The organism is Klebsiella sp. X13, assembly GCF_003323835.1.
In the GTDB taxonomy this organism is placed as follows: Bacteria; Pseudomonadota; Gammaproteobacteria; order Enterobacterales; family Enterobacteriaceae; genus Klebsiella; species Klebsiella ornithinolytica.
The window spans coordinates 3,135,641-3,156,999 of the sequence record NZ_CP030874.1; the positions used below are offsets into that span (position 1 = coordinate 3,135,641).

The following is a 21,359-nucleotide window of genomic DNA, read 5'->3' on the forward strand; positions in this document are numbered from 1 at the left end:
TTATTAGCATGCAAAAGCAAATCCCGCCAGTAAAGTCATGTTTCTTAGAGCTTTGCCATTAACCCTGTACTCTGAATGGAAAATTTGCCCCATCTCGCCGCGCGGCGTAAACTAGCGGACGAAGAATCACAGGAGTCACTTATGCAAGGTACAACCCAACCTATCGATCGCCAGTCGCTGCTTGAAATAGCCAACAAACTCATTCGTGAACATGAAGATACGCTAGCCGGGATCGAAGCTACCGACGTCGCTCAGCGTAACGGCGTGCTGGTATTCAGCGGCGAGTTTTATCTTGATGAGCAAGGCCTGCCAACGGCGAAGAGTACGGCGGTATTCAATATGTTCAAATACCTCGCGCACGCGCTGTCAGAGAAATACCATCTGACCGATTAAGCCCTCTTATTATTTAGCGGGCATCAATTTTTATCGGGCATAAAACGCCAACGCGAGGCAGTTGCCTCGCGTTGTTTTGTTCACGTACGCTGATTACATCAGCGGCTTTTCCCCTCGCTGCCACCAGCGTAGCAGCAGACGGTCGGCGCTTTCGGCGGCGCTGCCGGTAAAACGGTCGAGCATTTTTTTACGCTGCTGGTAACGAACGCCGATCACATCGTGATTGTCGATCAGCCCCAGAAGCAGTTCGTCACTGGTTTCCACCAGGTCCACCAGCCCTTTCTCCAGCGCCTGAACTCCGTACCAGTGTTCACCGGTTGCAACGGCCTCAATATCCAGCGACGGCCGCATCTCGTGGACAAAATCTTTGAACAACTGGTGAGTCTCATTCAGGTCTTCACGGAACTTACGCCGGCCTTCGTCAGTATTCTCACCCAGCATCGTTAAGGTGCGTTTGTACTGACCGGCGGTATGCAGTTCGATATCGATATCTTTGTTCTTCAGGAAGCGATGCAGGTTAGGGATCTGCGCAACCACGCCGATAGAGCCCAGGATGGCGAACGGCGCAGCCACTATTTTGTTCGCCACGCAGGCCATCATGTAACCGCCGCTGGCCGCGACTTTATCCACCGCTACGGTTAAGGGTATTTGCTTATCGCGCAGCCGCTGCAGCTGTGATGCCGCGAGGCCGTAGCCGTGAACCACACCGCCGGGGCTTTCCAGACGGAGGATCACCTGATCGCGCGGTTTTACCGCCGCCAGAACCGCGGTGATCTCTTCGCGCAGGCTGGCGACTTCGTGAGCGTCCATACTGCCTTTGAAATCCAGCACCCAGGCACGCGGCTTGCTGTTTGGCTCCGTAGACCCGAGCTTAGCCCGCGCCCTGGCCGCTTTCGCCTCCTGTTTGTGCTTTTTCTTTTGCGCTTTGTGCCACACCTTTTGCTGCGGACCATCAAGCAGCGCAACCGCCAGCTCTTCTCGCATCTCTTTGTATTGCTCGCTGAGATTGGTTACCCGCAGTTCCCCGCGCTGTTTCTTCCGCTGGGTCAGGTTAACGATGAGGGCGGTAATAACCGCAATGGCGACGACAACGGTCGCGATTTTGGCCAAAAACAGGCCATATTGAGCAAGTAATTCCACGTATTCACCTTGTGCAAACCACTGACGTTGAAGCACAGTGTACATCAGCCTGCGTGACGAAGTCTCTGCGCTTTGTGTGGTGCGCGAGGCCCCTTCCCGTTTTTTTCAGCGACGATGAAATCGTTGCAAGATGTTCATTCCGCAAAGAGTTTCCCTTTCGCTGATTGCAATGCCCGGCTGTTTCAGGCATAAAACGCAAAAGTATGAGACCGAATACAACGCGCGATCGTCAGCAGATTGCCTAAGGAGTCGCCGTGCACTATCAACCGCAGCATCATTTATTAAAAGATCGCATTATCCTGGTGACCGGCGCCAGCGACGGTATTGGCCGCGAAGCCGCATTGACCTATTCCCGCTACAGCGCAAGCGTGGTGCTGGTCGGACGTAACGAAGAGAAACTGCGCAGCGTGGCGCAAGAAATAGACCAGGCCGGCGGGCTTCCGGCACGTTGGTTCACGCTGGATCTGTTAACCTGCACGCCGCAGGAGTGCCAGCAGCTGGCGCAGCAGATCGGCGTCCACTACCCGCGCCTCGATGGCGTACTGCACAATGCCGGTTTGCTCGGCGATGTCTGTCCGATGGATCGGCAAAAGCCGGAAGTCTGGCAGCAGGTGATGCAGGTCAACGTCAACGGCACCTTTATGCTGACCCAGGCACTGCTTCCTTTATTACTCAAGTCGGAGTCGGGGTCGCTGGTCTTCACCTCTTCCAGCGTCGGCCGCCAGGGACGCGCCAACTGGGGCGCCTATGCGGCCTCCAAGTTTGCCACGGAAGGGATGATGCAGGTGCTGGCCGAAGAGTACCAGAGCCGTCATCTGCGGGTTAACTGTATCAATCCAGGCGGAACGCGCACCAAAATGCGCGCTAACGCTTTCCCGACGGAAGATCCGCAAAAGCTCAAAACCCCCGCCGATATTATGCCGGTTTATTTATGGCTGATGGGCGATGACAGCCGTCGAAAGACGGGAATGACCTTCGATGCCCAGCCAGGGCGTAAACCAGGAATTGCACAATGAGTGATGAACGCTACCGTGAACGCCAGCAGCGAGTAAAAGACAAAGTTGATGCCCGCGTGGCGGCAGCGCAGGAAGAACGCGGTATTGTTATCGTGTTCACCGGTAACGGAAAAGGCAAAACGACGGCCGGTTTTGGTACCGTCGCCCGCGCTATCGGACATGGGAAAAAAGCGGGCGTCATCCAGTTTATCAAAGGCACCTGGCCCAACGGCGAGCGTAACCTGCTGGAGCCGCACGGCGTCGAGTTTCAGGTGATGGCCACCGGATTTACCTGGAATACCCAGGATCGTGAAAGCGATACGGCTGCCTGCCTTGCCGTCTGGCAGCACGCGCAGCGGATGCTGGCCGACGAATCCCTGGATATGGTGCTGCTGGATGAGCTGACTTATATGGTGGCGTACGACTATTTGCCGCTCGAGACGGTTCTCACCGCACTGCGCAATCGCCCGCTACAGCAGACGGTGATTATCACCGGGCGCGGCTGCCACCGGGAGATCATCGAGCTGGCCGATACCGTCAGCGAACTGCGGCCGGTTAAGCACGCATTCGATGCCGGTATCAAAGCCCAGATGGGGATTGATTACTAAGCGTCAGCCGCGCCAGCAGCGCATGATTCAGCGGCAGACACAGGCAGTCCTCTCCCAACGCCAGCGCGCTTTCAATCATGTTCTGCCGCGAAACAAAGCGCTTACGGTATTCCGTCGGCGTCAGACCACAGTATTTATTGAAGGCGGCAATCAGGTACTTATGTTCCTGGAAGCCGCAGCTGTGGCTGATTTCGGTAATTGGCGTGCGGGTATCGCGCAGTAGCGTTCTCGCCTTATTCAGCCGGACCAGGGTGAGATACTCTTTGAAATTATGCCGGCTGACCTTTTTGAACAGGCGCGAAAACCACGAATAGCTCATACCGCTATGATTCGCTACCTCGCTCAGGGTCAGCGGCTGGTCGAAGTGCTGATTAATAAAATCGATCCCTTTCTTGATCATCGCCTCTTCGCGCAGTGAACTCTCCACCTGGGTGGCCGGTTCTCCGGCCTGTACCAGCGCATCGAGCAGCAAATAGGTCATCGCGATACGCTGGAACGGCGCGCGGTTATCAATCAGCTGAGCGAGCAGGTCGCAAAGGCACTGCAGGACCTGTCGGTCTGCCGCGCTCTGGCTGCGCCCCCGGGTACACCAGGTCAGAACCGGCGCCGGGTGCAGCTCATCGAACAAACCGGGGGAAAACTGGACGGTCACCAGCGAACTCCCCGCCACTTCCGCACGCAGCGAGTGCACCGCCTCGGCGTTGATGTAGAGCATGTCTCCCTCAACCATCTCCACGCTTTGCTGGCCGACGACAATAGAAAACCGCCCGCTCAGAACGGTGATAAGCTCTGGTGCCGGGTGCCAGTGAGGTTCGCAGTAGCGTACCTCGGCCGCAAAAACATTGAGCTTTTCAGCATCAAAGGCAATCAGCTCATAGCCGCTGTTCGCCGTATGCCGCCCGGTCTCTGTCGCCGAACGTGGATGTGTCACGGAAAATGGAAACACGCATCATCTCCTGTCGCGGGACGATTATTCCGCCCCTTTAAGCGCGGCATTCAGCTCATCGCGGTCAATATCAAGCGCTAAAAACTCGGTCAGCGCGATCAGCAGCCCGCAGAACAGGTCCGGCGCCAGTTGGATCAGCCGTTCGCGGATTTGCGCCGGCGGCCGCTGGCTCTTACGGGCAATCAGCGCCACCACCCGCGCGAACGCCTCCGGCTGCTGGATTAACTGCTGCAACGAGTTATCATCACGTAGCGGAACATAGCGCGGCGGACAGTCCACCTCGACCTGGGCACTCAGCGCCAGATCGCGAGAGGAGCTCCCCAGGCGAATCTGCCAGCGCCCGGGCGTTACCACCCAATCCGCCAGCCCGGGATGATAGCAGGCAAGCTCAGCGACAGGCAGCTGGAGCGTGACGCGGCGAGTTTCTCCGGCAGCGAGCGACACTTTACAGAACCCTTTCAGCGCCTGCTCTTCACGAATCAACTCCCCGACCGGCGCGCTGACGTACAGCTGCACAATCTCTTTGCCTTCGCACTCGCCGCAGTTGGTCAGTTCGAAAGAGACGGTGAGGGTCTCATCGGGCCCGACGCGCGACGCCGAAAGCTGGATATCGCGCCAGGCAAAGCGGGTGTAGCTCAGGCCGAACCCAAACGGAAACCGCGGCGTCATGCGGCGTTTATCATAATAGCGATAGCCGACAAACAGTCCCTCTCCGTAATGATGACGCAGGTTTTCCCCGGGATAATGCAGCCAGGCGGGCGTCTCTTCAAGGGTCTCAGGTACGGTGACCGTGAGCTTGCCGCAGGGATTACGTTTACCGAACAGAATCTCGGCCACGGCGCGGCCCATCCCCTGCCCGGCGAAGAAGGTTTCCAGCAGCGCTTTACATTCGGAAAGCCAGGGCATCACCACCGCATCGCTGTTCGCCAGCACCACCACGATATTGGGTTGAACCGTTGCCACTTCCCGAATCAGCTGCTCATGTACCGCCAGAATATTCAGATCCTGACGATCGCCGTTTTCACCGTCTTCGCCGACGGCGGTACTGACAAAGATAATCGCCACGTCCGCCGCCTGAGCCACCGCTCGCGCTTCTGCCAGCGCCTGCGGATCGCTGCGCAGGTCGTCCGGGGCGCCAATGGCCCAGGAGACGCTGAACTCATCCCCGGCGAGGTCAAAAATTTCATCGAGCGGGCGATCCAGCAGCCAGGGTACCGTGGTCGCGCAGCCCGATCCTTGAATCACCGGCTCCTGCGCCGGTTTGCCGAGAACGGCAATCCGGCGGGTACATTCCGCCCGCAGCGGCAGCAGGTTATCGTCATTCTTCAGCAGAACGATAGATTCCGCCGCCAGCTGCTGCGCCAGCGCGTGATGCGCCGGGAAATCGGCCTGCGTCTGCGGACGACGATGGCGCTGAACCTTATCCAGCAGCGTCAACATCCGCAGACAGGCGCGATCGACTACCGCCATCGGCACTTCACCGGCGTGAATCGCCGCCAGCAGCGTCTGCTTATCGCGGCGGGTTTCCGGCATGGCCAGATCGTTCCCCGCCAGCAGGGATGCCGGCCGGTCCTTAATGCCATACCAGTCGGACATCACCACTCCATCGTAGCCCCACTCATCGCGTAATACCTGAGTGAGTAAAAAAGGATCCTGCGATGTCTGCACGCCATTAAGCCGGTTATAAGAGGACATCACCGTCCACGGACGGGATTTGGCGATGGCCCGCTGAAAACCGGCCAGATAGATTTCGCGTAGCGCCCGTTCGTCGATGATCGAATCCATTTCGGTGCGCCGGTATTCGGAATTATTCGCCGCAAAGTGTTTCAGACTGGCGCCAACCCCTTCCTGCTGCAGACCGTTGATTAGCGCTGCGGCAATATCCCCGCTGACTACCGGGTCCTCAGCATAGTATTCGTAGCCTCGTCCGGCCAGCGGCGTACGGCGAATATTGATTCCCGGCCCCAGCAGAATCCCTACGCCCATTTGCTGGCATTCACGCCCCAGCGCCTGCCCCATCTGATACACCAGATCGACGTCCCAGCAGCAGGCCAGGCTGGATCCGTTGGGAAAACAGGTCGCCGGCAACGACGGACTGAACAGCGCTTCGCTGCCGCCCTTTGCCGCGGGTTCTTCCCCGTTGACCCGGTCGGCGGTCTGCGTGATCACCGAGATAAAGTCGTCCATACTCCATTTTTCGTCGCCGTCGATCTGCGCGCTGCTGTAGCGCACGCCGTAGGTACCGTCGGTCATCACGATATCAGCGATGCCGTGCTGTGGCAGGGATGCCGTCCGCCACAGCCCGCTCCCGGTCAACAGCGCAACTTTCTCTTCTGCGGTCATCGCCGCGATAAGGGTATTCAATTCGGTATTCATCTCTGGCTCCCTGAGGTTAAAGCGCATTCTGTTTACGCAGGCTAATTTTCTGAACAATCTCGCGATACGTTTTTTCATCCAGCGAGTAACATCCGACAAATATCGCGCTGATGGCAAACATTGCGCCTGGGAATAACGTCATCAGAATATTAATCCCGTTAATTGCGCTGGCGCTAATATTGCCGGCATCATATTGATAGTAGTCCAGCATCCAGCCCGCACAGCCGCCGCCGATCGCCATCGCAATTTTGGTAATAAAGTTGAAAAAACCATAAATTGCGCCTTCTGTACGCACACCATGATGCCACTCGGCATATTCCACGGTATCTGCAATCATTGACCACATAGCGACAAATCCCATCCCCAGCGTAATACTGTAGAGACACACCCCGGTCATAATCAGCCACAGGTTATGCCCGGCAACAAAATATTGCATCAGCACCCCCAACGTACCGATCAGCAGTGCCATCAGCGTCATTCTCTTTTTGCCCATCAGCGCTATCGCTTTTTCTGAAATAACGGTACCGACAATATAGGCCCCTGACTGAATCAGGAAAAAGGTGGCGGTATAGCCTTCACTACCGATAATGTACTTAATAAAATAGATCGCAATCGCCATCCACACGGTATAGGCAATATAGAAGAACACGGTGAACAGCGATAAATTAAGCAGCGGCGCATTGCCCATAACCGCCCGCAGCATTTCCCGCAGCGATGGCGCCGGAGTCTCCTCCTCTTCGCCCACCCGTTCACGGGTCATGCCGAAACAGGCGAGGAACAAAAAGGTTGCCAGCAGCGCAAAGCAAGAGACCGCGAAGACATACCCTGATTGCTTATCCGTAAAGGGCGAGATCAGCATATCAGCGGTGGTTGAAACAATGAGATAACCGACAATCGCCAGCACAAACCGGTATACCGACAGCGATGAACGAGAAGCGTCATGTTGCGTCAGACGATTAGTTAGCGCCGAATAGGGGGTATTGACCGAGGTATATGCCAGGCAATAGAGCGTATAAGAGATCAGCGCAAAGTAAAATTTCGCCTCACCGCCAAAGGGGACAAAACACAACACCGTTAAAAACCCTAAAGGTATTGCTCCATATAATAACCAGGGACGTAGTTTGCCATACCGACTGTGCGTTTTATCAATAGCAAAACCGATCAGAATATTAAAAATGGCATCAATAACCCGGGCTATAACAAATATCAGACTGGCCTGCACCGCACTGATGCCGTAAATATTAGTATAAAAAAACAGTAAGAACAGAGAGACAAAACCGAAAGATAAATTGGAAGCAAAGTCACCAAAGCCGTAACCTATTTTCTCTTTCACGCCGATAACGACATAGCTTGCCGATAACTTTCCTGCTGTATCCATTTTTTGGCTACCTGTTTTTGTAATCAGTGTCGACAGTATATGGCGATAGCAGAAACCGTACTTTGCGTTATTTGTCCGGGCGTTTCCTGTTTTTTGTCTTTATGCAGAAGTGTGAAAGGAATCACATGCAAGGAGGGTAGCGCAGAGAAATCCGGCGGGTGCCCGCCGGATTTAATCAGATTAGCCGTTGCTACGACTTCCGCCCGAACGGCGGTTATTGCTGTTCCCCACCAGGGAATGGCGTTTCACCGCGCGACGAATCTGATTCGCCTTCATACGGCGGCGATCTTTCTCTACCGCGACTTTCGAGGTGGTTTCTGCAGGCAGTTCAACCAGCTCACGCAGGTAGTTGGTTTGCGCCAGATCCAGCTCGGTATAACCACCGCGCGGCAGGCCTTTCGGCAGCGGAATATCGCCGTAGCGAACGCGAATCAGGCGACTGACCTGCACGCCAACCGCTTCCCACAGGCGGCGCACTTCACGGTTGCGCCCTTCGGTCAGCGTGACGTTGTACCACTGGTTAATCCCTTCGCCACCGGCAAACTTAATCGTTTTAAACGCCGCCGGGCCATCTTCCAGCTGCACGCCGCGCGACAGCTGACGCAGTTTGTCGTCATCAACCTGACCGAACACACGCACGGCGTACTCACGTTCCACTTCGCGGCTCGGGTGCATCAGACGGTTTGCCAGTTCGCCATCGGTCGTGAACAGCAGCAGACCGCAGGTGTTGACGTCCAGACGCCCCACCGCAATCCAGCGCGCGCCGCGCAGTTTCGGCAAACGGTCAAACACCGTCGGGCGACCTTCAGGATCGTTACGCGTACAGAGTTCGCCTTCCGGCTTGTAATAGGCCAGGACGCGGCAAATCTGCTCAGCGGACTCTTTCACCGAAATCAGATGACCATCGATACGAATTTTTAAACCAGGAACCACTTCTACACGATCGCCGAGGGTGGCGACTTTACCATCGACGCTGACCCGGCCAGCTTCGATTTTAGATTCAATTTCACGGCGGGAGCCGTGGCCAGCGCGGGCCAGCACTTTCTGTAATTTCTCGCTCATTGAGCTTCCTTAAGGTGTCGCCTTCCCAGGCGTCTGGTATACTTTATAAAACAACAGGTTAATATTTATAACCTATTGTTCTGTAGCTACTTTTTGCATCAAAGGCCGTCGCTATCTTCCGCAGAAGCCGGACGCGCCCGTATACGTGGGCGGCCATTCTACACTAACTTGAAAATGAATGCTTCTTCGCGTTTCAATCGCCTGGCGACATCTCTGCATATCGTCGGCACCTCGCCTCCATTATGCGCCAGATTGTCTCTTTTATCCTGCTGACCGCCGCCGTTTCAGGCAGATTTTTCCTCTTTCGCTCCGTCATTCCCCTCGTCATTCTGATAATAAAATACCCCCGTTTCACAGCGGAAACTGGCGAACTCCGCCGGCCGGTGAAAATAGTCTCCCTGAGCTTTCTGGCAGCCCAGCTGCTGCAGCTGCAGCTTCACCGCTTCGTCTTCAATCCCCTCGGCAATCAGCGGCACGTGAATCTTCTTCCGGCTTTTTACGCCGGCCTTCAAGCACCCGACTGTGAGCGCGAGACGGATCGCTATACCGTAGCGAGGCTGGCAATATCATAGCGTTGATGCTAAGAATCCACCGCAACATGAATGTTATCTTCAAATAAACATTGGGCGGGAGGCTGGGCCGGGCGGTCGCGAAAGTCCCGCCCGGAGAGAAGAGGTTTACAGGAATGGCTTCACATCGCCGACGCCTTCACGCAGCACCACCGGCGCATCTTCGGTCAGATCGATGACGGTGGTCGGCTGCTGGCCAAGATAGCCACCGTGGATAATCAAATCCACCAGCTTCTCCAGCCGGTCTTTGATCTCTTCCGGGTCGGATTCGGTGAATTCGCTACCGGGCAGCATCAACGAGGTCGACAGCATCGGCTCGCCGAGCGTCTCCAGCAGCGCCTGGGCTATCGGGTTCGACGGCACGCGCATCCCGATGGTCTTACGCTTCTCCTGCAGCAGGCGACGCGGTACCTCTTTGGTCCCCTTGAGGATAAACGTGTAGTTGCCCGGGGTGTTATTTTTTATCAGGCGAAACGCGACGTTATCGACAAACGCGTAGGTCGACAGCTCAGACAGGTCGCGGCACATCAGCGTGAAGTTGTGGCCATCAGGCAGCTGACGAATGCGGCAAATACGCTCCATCGCACCTTTATCTTCAATCTTACAGCCCAGCGCGTAACCGGAATCCGTGGGATAAACGATCACCCCACCCTTACGCACAATCTCCACCGCCTGGTTAATCAACCGTGCCTGCGGGTTGTCTGGATGGATATAAAAAAACTGGCTCATACTTCCCTCTCAATTTTATTCTGCGGCCGTTTCCCAGCTGTGCCAGATCCCTTCCACACCAGCGGGTAGCCAAAGTTTGCGGCCCAGCTCGATCCACGGACAAGGCTGATGAAAATCAGAGCCTTGCGAACCCAGAAGACCAAACTGCACGGCGTACGCGGCAAGCTGCGTACGTTCATGGGGCGCCTGCTGACATTGCGCCAGTTCCATCGCATCGCCACCCTGCTCGCTGAAGTGGGCCAACAGCCGTTTCAGCCACTTGGCGGAGAGGTCGTAACGCCCGGGATGGGCGATAACCGCTTTGCCGCCAGAATGATGAATGACATCAATCGCTTGTTTTATTGTACACCACTGCGGCGGAACGTATCCGGTTTTCCCGCGGGCGAGATATTTTTTAAAAACGTCGGCAATATTGCTGGCATAGCCGGCTTCCACCAGGAAACGCGCGAAATGTCCGCGGGTTACCGCGCCGCCGTCGGCAAGCTTCATGGCCCCCTCCCAGGCGCCTGGAATCCGCGCTTTCTCCAGCCGTTCGGCGATCATCTGCGCGCGCAGCTGGCGACGCGCCTTCTGCTCTTCCAGAAGCGTGGTCAGCGCCGGGTGCGCAATATCAATATTCAACCCGACAATATGAATTTCGTGGTTTTCCCACAATGTTGAAATTTCCACCCCGGTCACCAGCGTGAGCGGTAAGCCGGCGCGGGCGATTTCGGCACGAGCGGCGGGAATCGCCGCCACGGTATCGTGGTCGGTAATCGCCAGCGTCCCGACGCGCATCTGGTGAGCGCGATGAACCAGTTCTTCCGGAGTCAGCCGCCCGTCAGAGGCGGTGGTGTGGCTGTGCAGATCGTAAATCACTGCGTAATGGGTGTCGCTCAAAGAGACTCCTGCTGGACATGGACTTAAATTAGCGCATTATCATAACGACTCGCGGAGAAAATCTGCAAACAGGGGTTGACTTTATTCCTCTGGACTAGTTAACTAGTACGCAAGTTCACATGAAGGGGTATCACGATGAAAACGCAATTTATCACTCTGCACGGCTGGTGGCGCACCTCCTGATATCGGGCGGCGTGATCGCGTTTTGCACTCAGCATACAGATACCCGGCCCGCCAATGAGCGGGCTTTTTATTGGACAAATTATTATACCGAAAGGCGAGAACAATAATGCAAACATCAAAACCGGCACTCGAGCTTCTCACCAGCGACGCCATCTATCGCGAAAACCCCACGGCGCTGTTTCACCAGCTGTGCGGCGCCCGCCCGGCCACGCTGCTGCTGGAATCGGCGGACATCGACAGCAAAGACGATTTAAAAAGCCTGCTGCTGGTTGACAGCGCGCTGCGCATTACCGCATTAGGTGACACTGTCACCCTGCAGGCGCTTTCTGCTAACGGCGCGGCCCTGCTGGATTTACTGGATAATACTCTGCCTTCGGGCATCGGCAATCAGCGCCAGCCCAATAGCCGGATCCTGACCTTCCCGCCCGTCAGCGCGCTGCTGGATGAAGATGCCCGCCTGTGCTCTTTATCCGTCTTTGACGCCTTCCGTCTGCTGCAGGAGCTGGTCACCGTTCCGCCGGACGAGCGTGAAGCGATGTTCTTCGGCGGCCTGTTTGCCTATGACCTGGTGGCCGGTTTTGAAAATCTGCCGCCGCTGGAAAGCGACACCGCCTGTCCGGACTACTGCTTCTATCTGGCCGAAACCCTGCTGGTTATCGATCATCAGACCAAAAACACCCGCATTCAGTCGAGCCTGTTCACCCCGCTGGAAAATGAAAAACAGCGTCTGATACAGCGGATTGCCCAGCTTCGCCAGCAGCTTAACGAGCCGCCGGCGCCGCTGCCGGTGACTAAAGTCGAATCGATGACCTGCGACTGCGATCAGAGCGATGAAGAGTACGGCGCGGTGGTACGCAAAATGCAGCGCGCCATTCGCGCAGGTGAAATCTTCCAGGTGGTGCCATCCCGTCGCTTCTCTCTGCCCTGCCCGTCGGCGCTGGCGGCCTACGACGTCCTGAAAAAGAGCAACCCCAGCCCGTACATGTTCTTTATGCAGGATAACGACTTCTCTCTGTTTGGCGCATCGCCAGAGAGCTCGCTGAAATATGACGCCGTCAGCCGCCAGATTGAGATCTACCCGATTGCCGGTACCCGCCCACGCGGTCGTCGCGCCGACGGGTCGCTGGATCGCGACCTCGACAGCCGTATCGAACTGGAAATGCGCACTGACCATAAAGAGCTTTCCGAGCATCTGATGCTGGTTGACCTGGCGCGTAACGACCTCGCGCGAATCTGTACGCCGGGCAGTCGCTACGTCGCCGACCTGACCAAAGTTGACCGCTACTCCTTTGTAATGCACCTGGTGTCCCGCGTGGTGGGCGAACTGCGTAGCGACCTCGACGTCCTGCATGCTTATCGCGCCTGTATGAACATGGGCACCCTGAGCGGCGCGCCGAAAGTACGCGCCATGCAGCTTATCGCCGCCGCCGAAGGCAAACGCCGCGGCAGCTACGGCGGCGCGGTGGGTTACTTTACCGCCCACGGCGACCTCGATACCTGCATCGTGATTCGTTCTGCCTATGTGCAGGACGGCATCGCCACCGTCCAGGCCGGCGCCGGTATTGTTCTGGATTCGGTGCCTCAGTCCGAAGCGGATGAAACCCGTAATAAAGCTCGCGCGGTGCTGCGCGCAATTGCTCAGGCCCACCACGCTAAGGAGACTTTCTGATGGCCGACATTCTGCTGCTCGATAATATCGACTCTTTTACCTATAACCTGGCAGACCAGCTGCGCGCGAACGGCCATAACGTGGTGATTTACCGTAACTCGGTTCCGGCACAGACCTTAATTGAGCGTATTGGTACGATGGATAATCCGGTACTGATGCTCTCTCCGGGGCCGGGGACTCCCAGCGAAGCGGGCTGCATGCCGGAGCTGCTGACCCGGATGCGTGGCAAACTGCCCATCATCGGTATCTGCCTCGGTCATCAGGCCATTGTTGAAGCTTACGGCGGCTACGTCGGCCAGGCCGGCGAAATCCTCCACGGCAAAGCCTCCAGCATCGAACATGATGGCCAGGCGATGTTTGCCGGACTGACCAACCCGCTGCCGGTGGCGCGTTATCACTCGCTGGTGGGCAGCAATATTCCGGCCGGGCTGACCATCAACGCCAACTTTAACGGGATGGTCATGGCGGTACGTCATGATGCCGATCGCGTTTGCGGCTTCCAGTTCCATCCTGAGTCGATTCTCACCACCCAGGGCGCACGTCTGCTGGAGCAGACCCTGGCATGGGCGCTGCAGAAACTCGAGCAGACCAACGTGATTCAGCCGATCCTCGAGAAGCTGTATCAGGCGGAAACCCTGAGCCAGCAGGAGAGCCACCTGCTGTTCTCTGCGGTGGTGCGTGGCGAGGTGAAACCCGAGCAGCTGGCTGCCGCGCTGGTGAGCATGAAAGTGCGCGGTGAACAGCCGCAAGAGATTGCCGGCGCCGCAACCGCCCTGCTGGAAAACGCCGCGCCGTTCCCGCGCCCGGATTACCTGTTCGCCGATATCGTCGGTACCGGCGGCGACGGCAGCAACAGCATCAACATTTCTACCGCCAGCGCCTTTGTGGCCGCGGCCTGCGGCCTGAAAGTCGCCAAACACGGCAACCGCAGCGTATCGAGCAAGTCGGGCTCTTCCGATCTGCTGGCGGCGTTCGGTATCAACCTGGATATGAATGCCGATAAGTCCCGCACCGCGCTGGATGAACTGGGCGTCTGCTTCCTGTTTGCGCCGAAGTATCACACCGGTTTCCGCCATGCGATGCCGGTTCGCCAGCAGCTGAAAACCCGCACGCTGTTCAACGTGCTCGGGCCGCTGATTAACCCGGCGCATCCGCCGCTGGCGCTGATTGGCGTCTACAGCCCGGAACTGGTGCTGCCGATTGCCGAAACCCTGCGCGTGCTGGGCTACCAGCGTGCTGCGGTGGTTCACAGCGGCGGGATGGATGAAGTGTCGCTGCATGCGCCGACGGTGGTCGCCGAGTTGAATAACGGGGAAATCAAAAGCTATCAGCTGACGGCCAATGACTTTGGTCTCACCCCTTACCATCAGGAGCAGCTGGCCGGCGGCACGCCGGAAGAAAACCGTGACATTCTGACGCGCTTGCTACAAGGTAAAGGTGAAGCCGCTCACGAAGCCGCCGTCGCCGCCAACGTCGCCATGCTGATGCGCCTGTACGGGCATGAAGACCTGAAGGCCAACGCTCAGCGGGTGATCGACGTGCTGCGCAGCGGAGCGGCCTATGACAGAGTGACCGCATTAGCGGCAAGAGGGTAAATAATGCAGACCGTTTTAGCAAAAATCGTTGCCGACAAAGCGATTTGGGTAGAAGCCCGCAAACAACAGCAACCGCTAGCCAGTTTTCAGAACGACGTCGTCCCGACTCAGCGTAATTTTTACGATGCGCTCGCCGGTACGCGCACCGCGTTTATTCTGGAATGCAAAAAAGCGTCTCCGTCGAAAGGACTGATTCGCCAGGATTTTGACCCGGCGACCATCGCCGGCGTCTATAAAAATTATGCCTCGGCCATCTCGGTCCTGTGCGACGAGAAATATTTCCAGGGCAGCTTCGACTTTCTGCCGATCGTCAGCGCCATCGCGCCGCAGCCGATTCTGTGCAAGGACTTCACCATCGATCCTTACCAGATCTACCTGGCGCGCTACTACCAGGCCGACGCCTGCCTGCTGATGCTGTCGGTGCTGGATGACGATAGCTACCGTCAGCTGGCCGCCGTGGCCCATAGCCTGAACATGGGCGTGCTGACTGAAGTCAGCAACGAAGAGGAGCTGGAGCGCGCCATTGCGCTGAAGGCTAAAGTGGTCGGGATTAACAACCGCGACCTGCGCGATATGTCGATTGATCTGAACCGCACCCGCCAGCTGGCGCCGCGCCTGGATCATGATGTGACGGTGATCAGCGAATCCGGTATCCATACTTACGCCGAAGTGCGCGAACTCAGCCATTTTGCCAACGGTTTCCTGATCGGTTCCGCCTTGATGGAACAGGCGGATCTCGATGCTGCGGTGAAGCGCGTGCTGCTCGGCGAGAATAAAGTTTGCGGCCTGACCCGGCCTCAGGATGCACAGATCGCCTGTGAATCCGGAGCAATTTATGGCGGACTGATTTTTGTTCCCTCCTCGCCGCGCGCCGTCAACGATGCCCAGGCGAAAGAGATTATTCAGTCCGCTCCGCTGCGCTACGTTGGCGTCTTCCGCGATGCGCCCGTCGAGGCGGTCGCCGCCCTGGCAGAACAGCTTCAGCTGGCGGCAATTCAACTGCACGGCAGCGAAGATCAGACCTATATTGACGCCCTGCGTGCGGCCCTTCCGCAGTCGGTGCAGATCTGGAAAGCCCTCAGCGTCAGCGACACGCTGCCCTCACGTCACTTCACCCATGTCGATAAGTATGTTTTCGATAATGGCCAGGGCGGTAGCGGCCAGCGTTTCGACTGGACGCTGCTGCAGGGCCAGGACCTGCGTAATGTCATTCTGGCAGGCGGCCTGGGCGCCGATAACTGTGTAGAAGCGGCGAAAAGCGGCTGTGCCGGACTCGATTTCAATTCAGGCGTAGAGTCGCAGCCGGGTATTAAAGATCCCAGCAAACTGGCTTCGGTGTTTCAAACACTGCGCGCATATTAAGGAGCAATAATGAGCACTTTACTTAATCCCTATTTTGGCGAATTTGGCGGTATGTACGTCCCGCAGATTCTGATGCCCGCCCTGCGCCAGCTGGAAGAAGCGTTCGTCAGCGCGCAGAAAGATCCTGCCTTTCAGGCGGAATTTACCGACCTGCTGAAAAACTACGCCGGTCGTCCAACGGCGCTGACTAAATGCCGTAACCTGACCGAAGGGACCCGCACCACGCTGTATCTGAAGCGCGAAGATCTGCTGCACGGCGGCGCGCACAAAACCAACCAGGTGCTGGGTCAGGCGCTGCTGGCTAAACGGATGGGTAAAACCGAAATTATCGCCGAAACCGGCGCCGGTCAGCACGGCGTGGCGTCCGCACTCGCCAGCGCTCTGCTCGGCCTGAAGTGCCGCATCTATATGGGCGCAAAAGACGTCGAACGCCAGTCGCCGAACGTGTTCCGCATGCGATTAATGGGTGCCGAAGTGATTCCGGTGCACAGCGGTTCCGCCACGCTGAAAGATGCCTGTAACGAAGCGCTGCGCGACTGGTCTGGCAGCTATGAGACCGCGCACTATATGCTCGGTACCGCGGCGGGCCCGCACCCGTTCCCGACCATCGTACGTGAATTCCAGCGCATGATTGGCGAAGAGACCAAAGCGCAAATTCTTGAAAAAGAAGGACGTCTTCCGGATGCGGTCATCGCCTGCGTCGGCGGCGGATCCAACGCTATCGGTATGTTTGCTGACTTTATCGATGAAACCAACGTCGGTCTGATCGGCGTCGAGCCTGCGGGTCACGGGATTGAAACCGGTGAACACGGCGCGCCGCTGAAGCATGGTCGCGTCGGCATCTACTTCGGTATGAAGTCACCGATGATGCAAACCGCAGACGGCCAGATTGAAGAGTCCTACTCCATTTCCGCCGGTCTGGATTTCCCGTCCGTTGGCCCACAGCACGCTTTCCTCAACAGTACCGGCCGCGCCGATTACGTGTCGATCACCGATAACGAAGCGCTGGAGGCCTTCAAAGCGCTCTCCCGCCATGAAGGGATTATTCCGGCGCTGGAGTCCTCTCACGCTCTGGCACATGCGCTGAAAATGATGCGTGAAAACCCGGAAAAAGAGCAGCTGCTGGTGGTTAACCTGTCCGGTCGCGGCGACAAAGACATCTTCACCGTACACGATATTCTGAAAGCGCGAGGGGAAATCTGATGGAACGTTATGAGACGCTGTTTGCACAACTGAAAACCCGCCGGGAAGGCGCGTTTGTTCCCTTCGTCACCCTCGGCGATCCGAACCCTGAGCAGTCGCTAAAGATCATCGATACGCTGATTGAAGCCGGTGCCGACGCCCTGGAACTGGGGATCCCCTTCTCCGATCCGCTGGCGGATGGCCCGACGATTCAGGGCGCAACCCTGCGCGCCTTTGCCGCGGGTGTCAATCCAGCGCAATGTTTTGAAATGCTGGCGGCGATTCGCCACAAACACCCGACTATTCCGATTGGCCTGCTGATGTACGCCAACCTGGTATTCAGCCCGGGTATTGACGAATTTTATGCCCAATGCGAGCGAGTGGGCGTCGATTCGGTGCTGGTCGCCGATGTCCCGATTGAAGAGTCCGCCCCGTTCCGCCAGGCGGCGCTGCGCCATAATATCGCGCCGATCTTCATCTGCCCGCCTAACGCCGATGATGACCTGCTGCGCCAGATTGCCTCCTGGGGCCGCGGCTATACCTACCTGCTGTCACGCGCCGGCGTGACCGGAGCGGAAAACCGCGCCGCGCTGCCGCTGCACCACCTGGTGGAAAAGCTGGCCGAATATAACGCCGCACCGCCGCTGCAGGGCTTTGGCATCTCCGCGCCGGAGCAGGTGACCGCTGCGCTTGAAGCCGGAGCTGCCGGAGCGATTTCCGGTTCAGCGATCGTGAAAATTATCGAGCGCAATGTTAACGATCCGCAGACCATGCTGGCCGAGCTCAAAGCATTCGTGCAGAGCCTGAAGGCAGCGACTAAAGCGGCATAACTTGCCTCCGCCGCCTGGCGCCAGTGCCGGGCGGTTATTTCCGCTGCAAGCTGTCGGCGTATTTGCGCGTCAGACGAAACAGCGCCTCAACCTCTTCCTCACTCCACTCTGCCAGTACCTGATTCATCAGCCGTGTCCTCGCCACCGCGATGCGTTCAATCACGGTTTTTCCCTGCTCGCTCAAGGTGACTTCGCTGATCCGCCGATCGTGGATATTAGGCTGTTTGAGCGCCAGTCCCTGCGCCTCCAGTTTTTTTACCTGCCGACTGACGGTGGTGTAATCGCGCCCCAGACTATCCGCCAGCTCCACAACACCCACCGGCCCGTAGCGTCCGATGGCCACCAGCAGTGGAAACAGAATTTGATCGATTTGCACATCCGCGGCCTGAAGCAGCTGTTCATCGCGAACGGGCTGGTTCATCACGCTAATGATATCGAGCAGCGCGCCGTGGAAATCGGTAATATCGTAATTATTATGTGCATCTTGCATATATTTTTTAACCGGGTATAGTGCCGTTATCTATTATGTGCATTTTACACATAATTGCCTTCAGGAGATAACATTATGAAAGCAGCCGTAGTTTTCGATCTGCAACAGGGTCCTGTCTGGGCCGATTTTACCGATCCGCAGGCCGATGCCCGTCACTCCCTGGTAAAAGTGAATGCCGCCGCCATCAGCCATGTGGTGAAAGGTCGCGCCTCCGGTAAGCATTACAGTTTCGACGGCCGGCTACCGTTTGTGGTCGGCATTGATGGCGTTGGAACGCTGGCCGATGGGCAGCGGGTCTATTTTGCCTTCCCCACTGCGCCCTGGGGCAGCATGGCGCAGTGGGCGCCGGTCGCCGTCGAGAACTGCCTGCCTTTACCAGATAACCTGGATGATATTACCGCCGCGGCGATGGCAAATCCTGGCATGTCCGCCTGGGCGGCGCTCGTAAAGCGTGCCGGACTGGCTGCCGGAGAGAGCGTACTGATCAACGGCGCAACCGGCAGCGCCGGTCAGCTTGCGGTACAGATTGCCCGCTTCCTCGGCGCAAGGAAGATCATCGTCACCGGCCGGAATACCCAGATGCTGGCCGCCCTCGGCGCCGACGTCTGCATCGACTTAACGGCAGACGATCTGACGCTACAGGCACAATTCAGCGAACAGGCGGCGCAGCAGGTTGATGTGGTGGTGGATTATCTCTGGGGCCGCAGCGCCGAACTGATGCTGCCGGCGCTGGCGAAACACAGTCCAGGCAACGCGCCGGTGCGCTACGTCCAGGTGGGTTCGCTTTCCGGCGCTGAAATTGCGCTCAACGGCGCGGTACTGAGAGCGGCCCCGCTGCAGCTGATGGGCAGTGGTATCGGTAGCCTGTCGATGCCGCAGCTGCTGGCGGCAACCGGTGAAATGCTGCAGGCTGCCGTTGCAGGTGGTTTTACCATCGCCACCACCCCGCTTGCGCTCAGCGAAGTAGCGAGCGCATGGCCGCGTGATAACAGCCAGAAACGGACCGTATTTCTGCTCAGCTAAAAAAAAACGCTTCCGCACAAAAGATGGGGTTGATATCTTAGATGAGAACCATTATCTTTCTCATTACCGAATAGTTGAGCAAAACACTCAGGTATTCGGTACGACATTGCTCACATTGCTTCCAGTATTTTTCGCCCGCACTTGTGCGGGCTTTTTTTTTGCCATCATGCCACCGGCCGACACACGCTCAACACCTGCTGGCGTAGCCAGGCATGACCGGGGGCAAGCTCCTGACGCGGATGCCACATCTGCGAGACGGTAATCTCCGGTGTGCTGACCGGCAGTTCAAAGGCGACGATGCCCTCCTGCAGGCCATGACGCAGGCAAGAGGCCGGGACCAGCGCCACCAGCTGCGAGCCTCGGGCAACCGCCAGCGCAGCGGTAAAACCCGGCACCACCGCCGCAATTTTGCGGCTCAGCCCCAATTCCGCCAGCGCCTGATCAACGGGTCCGTGCACCATCCCGTGGCGGGAAACAATCACATGTTCGCAGGCGGCATAACGCTCGCGAGTGATTTGTCCTCCCTGCGCCAGCGGATGTGTTTTAGCCACTACGCCAACAAAACGATCGCGAAACAACGCCTGCAGCCGAATTTCCGGTCCCATATTTTTCAGCACCCCAATCTCCAGATCCACGCTCCCGTCGCGCAGAAACTGCGGCCCTTTTTCACTTTTGGCGACGAAGTTAAGCTTCACTCCCGGCGCCTGCGCCGCGCAGGCGCAAATTAGTGCCGGGGCAAAAGCGTCAACAAATCCCTCGTTGGTACGCAGAGTAAAGGTTTGCTCCAGCGTCGGAAGATGAAGCGGCGCAGCGGCGTTGTTGAGCACCGAACGCATCTCAGACACCACGTTTTGCGTTCGCGCTTTTAAGTTTTGCGCATGCGGCGTTAAGACCATTTTGCGCCCGGCTCTCACCAGTAACGGGTCACCGGTGACCTCACGCAGACGGGTCAGGGTGCGGCTCATCGCCGAGGCGCTGAGACCGGAGCGGCGCGCCGCCCCCGCCACGCTCTCTTCCGCCAGTAAAATATCCAGCGCCACGAGTAAATTGAAATCGGGATCGGTCATTTAAGTTCCTGGGTTCAGTCATGGCGTCTGCTGCAGCATATTACTGCAAATGCTGCGCCTTCCGCCTGATATGTCCTATGACTATAGTCATGGACTCACGCTTTGCTCAGGAGTTTTATTATGACCACGACCGTTCGCCCTACCGTACTGATTGTCGGCGCTTCACGCGGCCTCGGCCACGCGATGGCTGCTGAATTTCTGCGCCATGGCTGGAATGTAATCGGCACCGTTCGCGATATTCAATCCACCACTCCGCTTCATCAACTCGCGCAGGAAAACCCCGATCGGGTACGCCTGGAAACGCTGGATGTGTGTGATGATGACCAGCTGGCCGCGCTGGATACAAAGCTCTCCGCTGACCGCCTGGCGATGCTGTTTGTTAATGCGGGAACCACCAATCGCGATCCGACGCAAACCATTGGCGAAGTCTCCACCGCGGAATTTGTTGAGGTGATGCTGACCAATGCCCTTGCGCCAATGCGGGTACTTGAACGCCTACAGCACCACGTGACGCCGCAGGGGCTGCTGGGCGCGATGTCCTCAGGCCAGGGTAGCCTGACCAATAATCTCCGCGGCCAGCGCGAGCTCTATCGCGGCAGCAAAGCAGCGCTGAATATGTTTATGCGCAGTTTTGCCGCCCGCTCGGCATCACGTCCGCTGGTGGTGATGGCACCGGGATGGATTCGAACCGCGCTGGGTGGCGATGACGCGCCGCTGAGTATCGAAGAGACGATTCCTCATCTGGTTACCGTGCTGCTGGCGAAACAGCAGAGGCCTGGTCTGGAGTACCTGGATTATCAAGGAAGAACCGTGCCGTGGTGATCGGTTTAATGGACGACGCACAACCATCCCGGCGTCCCTGACTCTTGTTTCAGGGCATGTA

At 57.4% G+C, this 21,359-nt stretch carries 20 protein-coding genes and 1 other annotated feature; of the genes, 10 read left to right on the plus strand and 10 right to left on the minus strand.

Annotated features, from left to right (window positions below):
• The first annotated feature begins 141 nt into the window (after positions 1-141).
• Positions 142-393: a YciN family protein gene (locus DSD31_RS14880; protein ID WP_004861030.1), complete on the plus strand. Its 252-nt coding sequence runs from the start codon at positions 142-144 to the stop codon at positions 391-393.
• Between the two features lie 93 nt (positions 394-486).
• On the opposite strand, the gene sohB is transcribed toward DSD31_RS14880, so the two are convergent.
• Positions 487-1,533 carry a protease SohB gene (sohB, locus tag DSD31_RS14885; protein WP_015584568.1) on the minus strand — a complete coding sequence of 349 codons (1,047 nt, stop codon included), beginning with the start codon at positions 1,531-1,533 and terminating at the stop codon, positions 487-489.
• 254 nt (positions 1,534-1,787) lie between these two features.
• Between sohB and DSD31_RS14895 the strand changes: the two genes are divergently transcribed.
• Positions 1,788-2,549, plus strand: coding sequence for a YciK family oxidoreductase (locus DSD31_RS14895; protein WP_004861022.1), 762 nt, complete (start codon positions 1,788-1,790; stop codon positions 2,547-2,549).
• Positions 2,546-3,136, plus strand: a complete 591-nt coding sequence (cobO, locus tag DSD31_RS14900) for a cob(I)yrinic acid a,c-diamide adenosyltransferase (RefSeq protein WP_064367514.1) — start codon at positions 2,546-2,548, stop codon at positions 3,134-3,136. The genes DSD31_RS14895 and cobO overlap by 4 nt, the downstream gene beginning before the upstream one ends.
• Here the strand turns inward: cobO and DSD31_RS14905 are convergent.
• The 7 genes from DSD31_RS14905 to rnm form a co-directional block, all read right to left on the minus strand.
• Positions 3,108-4,082, minus strand: a complete 975-nt coding sequence (locus DSD31_RS14905; protein WP_015584569.1) for a helix-turn-helix transcriptional regulator — start codon at positions 4,080-4,082, stop codon at positions 3,108-3,110. The two genes, cobO and DSD31_RS14905, sit on opposite strands and share 29 nt — an antisense overlap.
• Before the next feature lie 24 nt (positions 4,083-4,106).
• Entirely contained in the window at positions 4,107-6,458 is a 2,352-nt protein-coding gene (locus tag DSD31_RS14910; protein WP_113991142.1) for a beta-glucosidase, read from the minus strand.
• 16 nt (positions 6,459-6,474) lie between these two features.
• Positions 6,475-7,836, minus strand: coding sequence for an MFS transporter (locus DSD31_RS14915; protein WP_113991143.1), 1,362 nt, complete (start codon positions 7,834-7,836; stop codon positions 6,475-6,477).
• Positions 7,837-8,016: 180 nt separating this feature from the next.
• On the minus strand, positions 8,017-8,898 hold the full coding sequence (gene rluB / locus DSD31_RS14920; RefSeq protein ID WP_015584572.1) for a 23S rRNA pseudouridine(2605) synthase RluB: 882 nt from the start codon (positions 8,896-8,898) through the stop codon (positions 8,017-8,019).
• Positions 8,899-9,182: 284 nt separating this feature from the next.
• Entirely contained in the window at positions 9,183-9,374 is a 192-nt protein-coding gene (locus DSD31_RS14925; RefSeq protein WP_015584573.1) for an EAL domain-containing protein, read from the minus strand.
• Positions 9,375-9,575: 201 nt separating this feature from the next.
• Positions 9,576-10,196: an L-threonylcarbamoyladenylate synthase gene (locus tag DSD31_RS14930; protein WP_004861005.1), complete on the minus strand. Its 621-nt coding sequence runs from the start codon at positions 10,194-10,196 to the stop codon at positions 9,576-9,578.
• Between the two features lie 15 nt (positions 10,197-10,211).
• Positions 10,212-11,075, minus strand: coding sequence for an RNase RNM (gene rnm, locus DSD31_RS14935; protein WP_004861003.1), 864 nt, complete (start codon positions 11,073-11,075; stop codon positions 10,212-10,214).
• A 159-nt stretch (positions 11,076-11,234) separates the two neighbouring features.
• Positions 11,235-11,330, plus strand: a sequence feature (Trp leader region).
• A gap of 34 nt (positions 11,331-11,364) precedes the next feature.
• Between rnm and DSD31_RS14940 the strand changes: the two genes are divergently transcribed.
• From DSD31_RS14940 to trpA, 5 genes are read left to right on the plus strand one after another with little or no spacing between them, the layout of a single operon-like run.
• Positions 11,365-12,927, plus strand: coding sequence for an anthranilate synthase component 1 (locus tag DSD31_RS14940; RefSeq protein ID WP_004861001.1), 1,563 nt, complete (start codon positions 11,365-11,367; stop codon positions 12,925-12,927).
• Positions 12,927-14,522 (plus strand): bifunctional anthranilate synthase glutamate amidotransferase component TrpG/anthranilate phosphoribosyltransferase TrpD, encoded by a 1,596-nt coding sequence (gene trpD, locus DSD31_RS14945; RefSeq protein ID WP_004860999.1) that lies wholly within the window; start codon positions 12,927-12,929, stop codon positions 14,520-14,522. The genes DSD31_RS14940 and trpD overlap by 1 nt, the downstream gene beginning before the upstream one ends.
• Positions 14,523-14,525: 3 nt before the next feature.
• Positions 14,526-15,884 (plus strand): bifunctional indole-3-glycerol-phosphate synthase TrpC/phosphoribosylanthranilate isomerase TrpF, encoded by a 1,359-nt coding sequence (gene trpCF, locus DSD31_RS14950; RefSeq protein ID WP_113991144.1) that lies wholly within the window; start codon positions 14,526-14,528, stop codon positions 15,882-15,884.
• Between the two features lie 9 nt (positions 15,885-15,893).
• Positions 15,894-17,087, plus strand: a complete 1,194-nt coding sequence (gene trpB, locus DSD31_RS14955) for a tryptophan synthase subunit beta (RefSeq protein ID WP_004860995.1) — start codon at positions 15,894-15,896, stop codon at positions 17,085-17,087.
• Entirely contained in the window at positions 17,087-17,896 is an 810-nt protein-coding gene (gene trpA, locus DSD31_RS14960) for a tryptophan synthase subunit alpha (protein ID WP_032724694.1), read from the plus strand. Before trpB ends, trpA begins: the two co-directional genes overlap by 1 nt.
• Before the next feature lie 34 nt (positions 17,897-17,930).
• On the opposite strand, the gene DSD31_RS14965 is transcribed toward trpA, so the two are convergent.
• On the minus strand, positions 17,931-18,386 hold the full coding sequence (locus tag DSD31_RS14965) for a MarR family winged helix-turn-helix transcriptional regulator (protein WP_032717281.1): 456 nt from the start codon (positions 18,384-18,386) through the stop codon (positions 17,931-17,933).
• Positions 18,387-18,461: 75 nt separating this feature from the next.
• Between DSD31_RS14965 and DSD31_RS14970 the strand changes: the two genes are divergently transcribed.
• Positions 18,462-19,409: a quinone oxidoreductase family protein gene (locus tag DSD31_RS14970; protein WP_015584577.1), complete on the plus strand. Its 948-nt coding sequence runs from the start codon at positions 18,462-18,464 to the stop codon at positions 19,407-19,409.
• A gap of 164 nt (positions 19,410-19,573) precedes the next feature.
• On the opposite strand, the gene DSD31_RS14975 is transcribed toward DSD31_RS14970, so the two are convergent.
• Complete coding sequence (locus tag DSD31_RS14975) at positions 19,574-20,476, minus strand: LysR family transcriptional regulator (RefSeq protein ID WP_015584578.1); 903 nt, start codon at positions 20,474-20,476, stop codon at positions 19,574-19,576.
• Positions 20,477-20,596: 120 nt separating this feature from the next.
• Between DSD31_RS14975 and DSD31_RS14980 the strand changes: the two genes are divergently transcribed.
• Entirely contained in the window at positions 20,597-21,298 is a 702-nt protein-coding gene (locus DSD31_RS14980; RefSeq protein WP_004860983.1) for an SDR family NAD(P)-dependent oxidoreductase, read from the plus strand.
• Positions 21,299-21,359 lie beyond the last annotated feature (61 nt).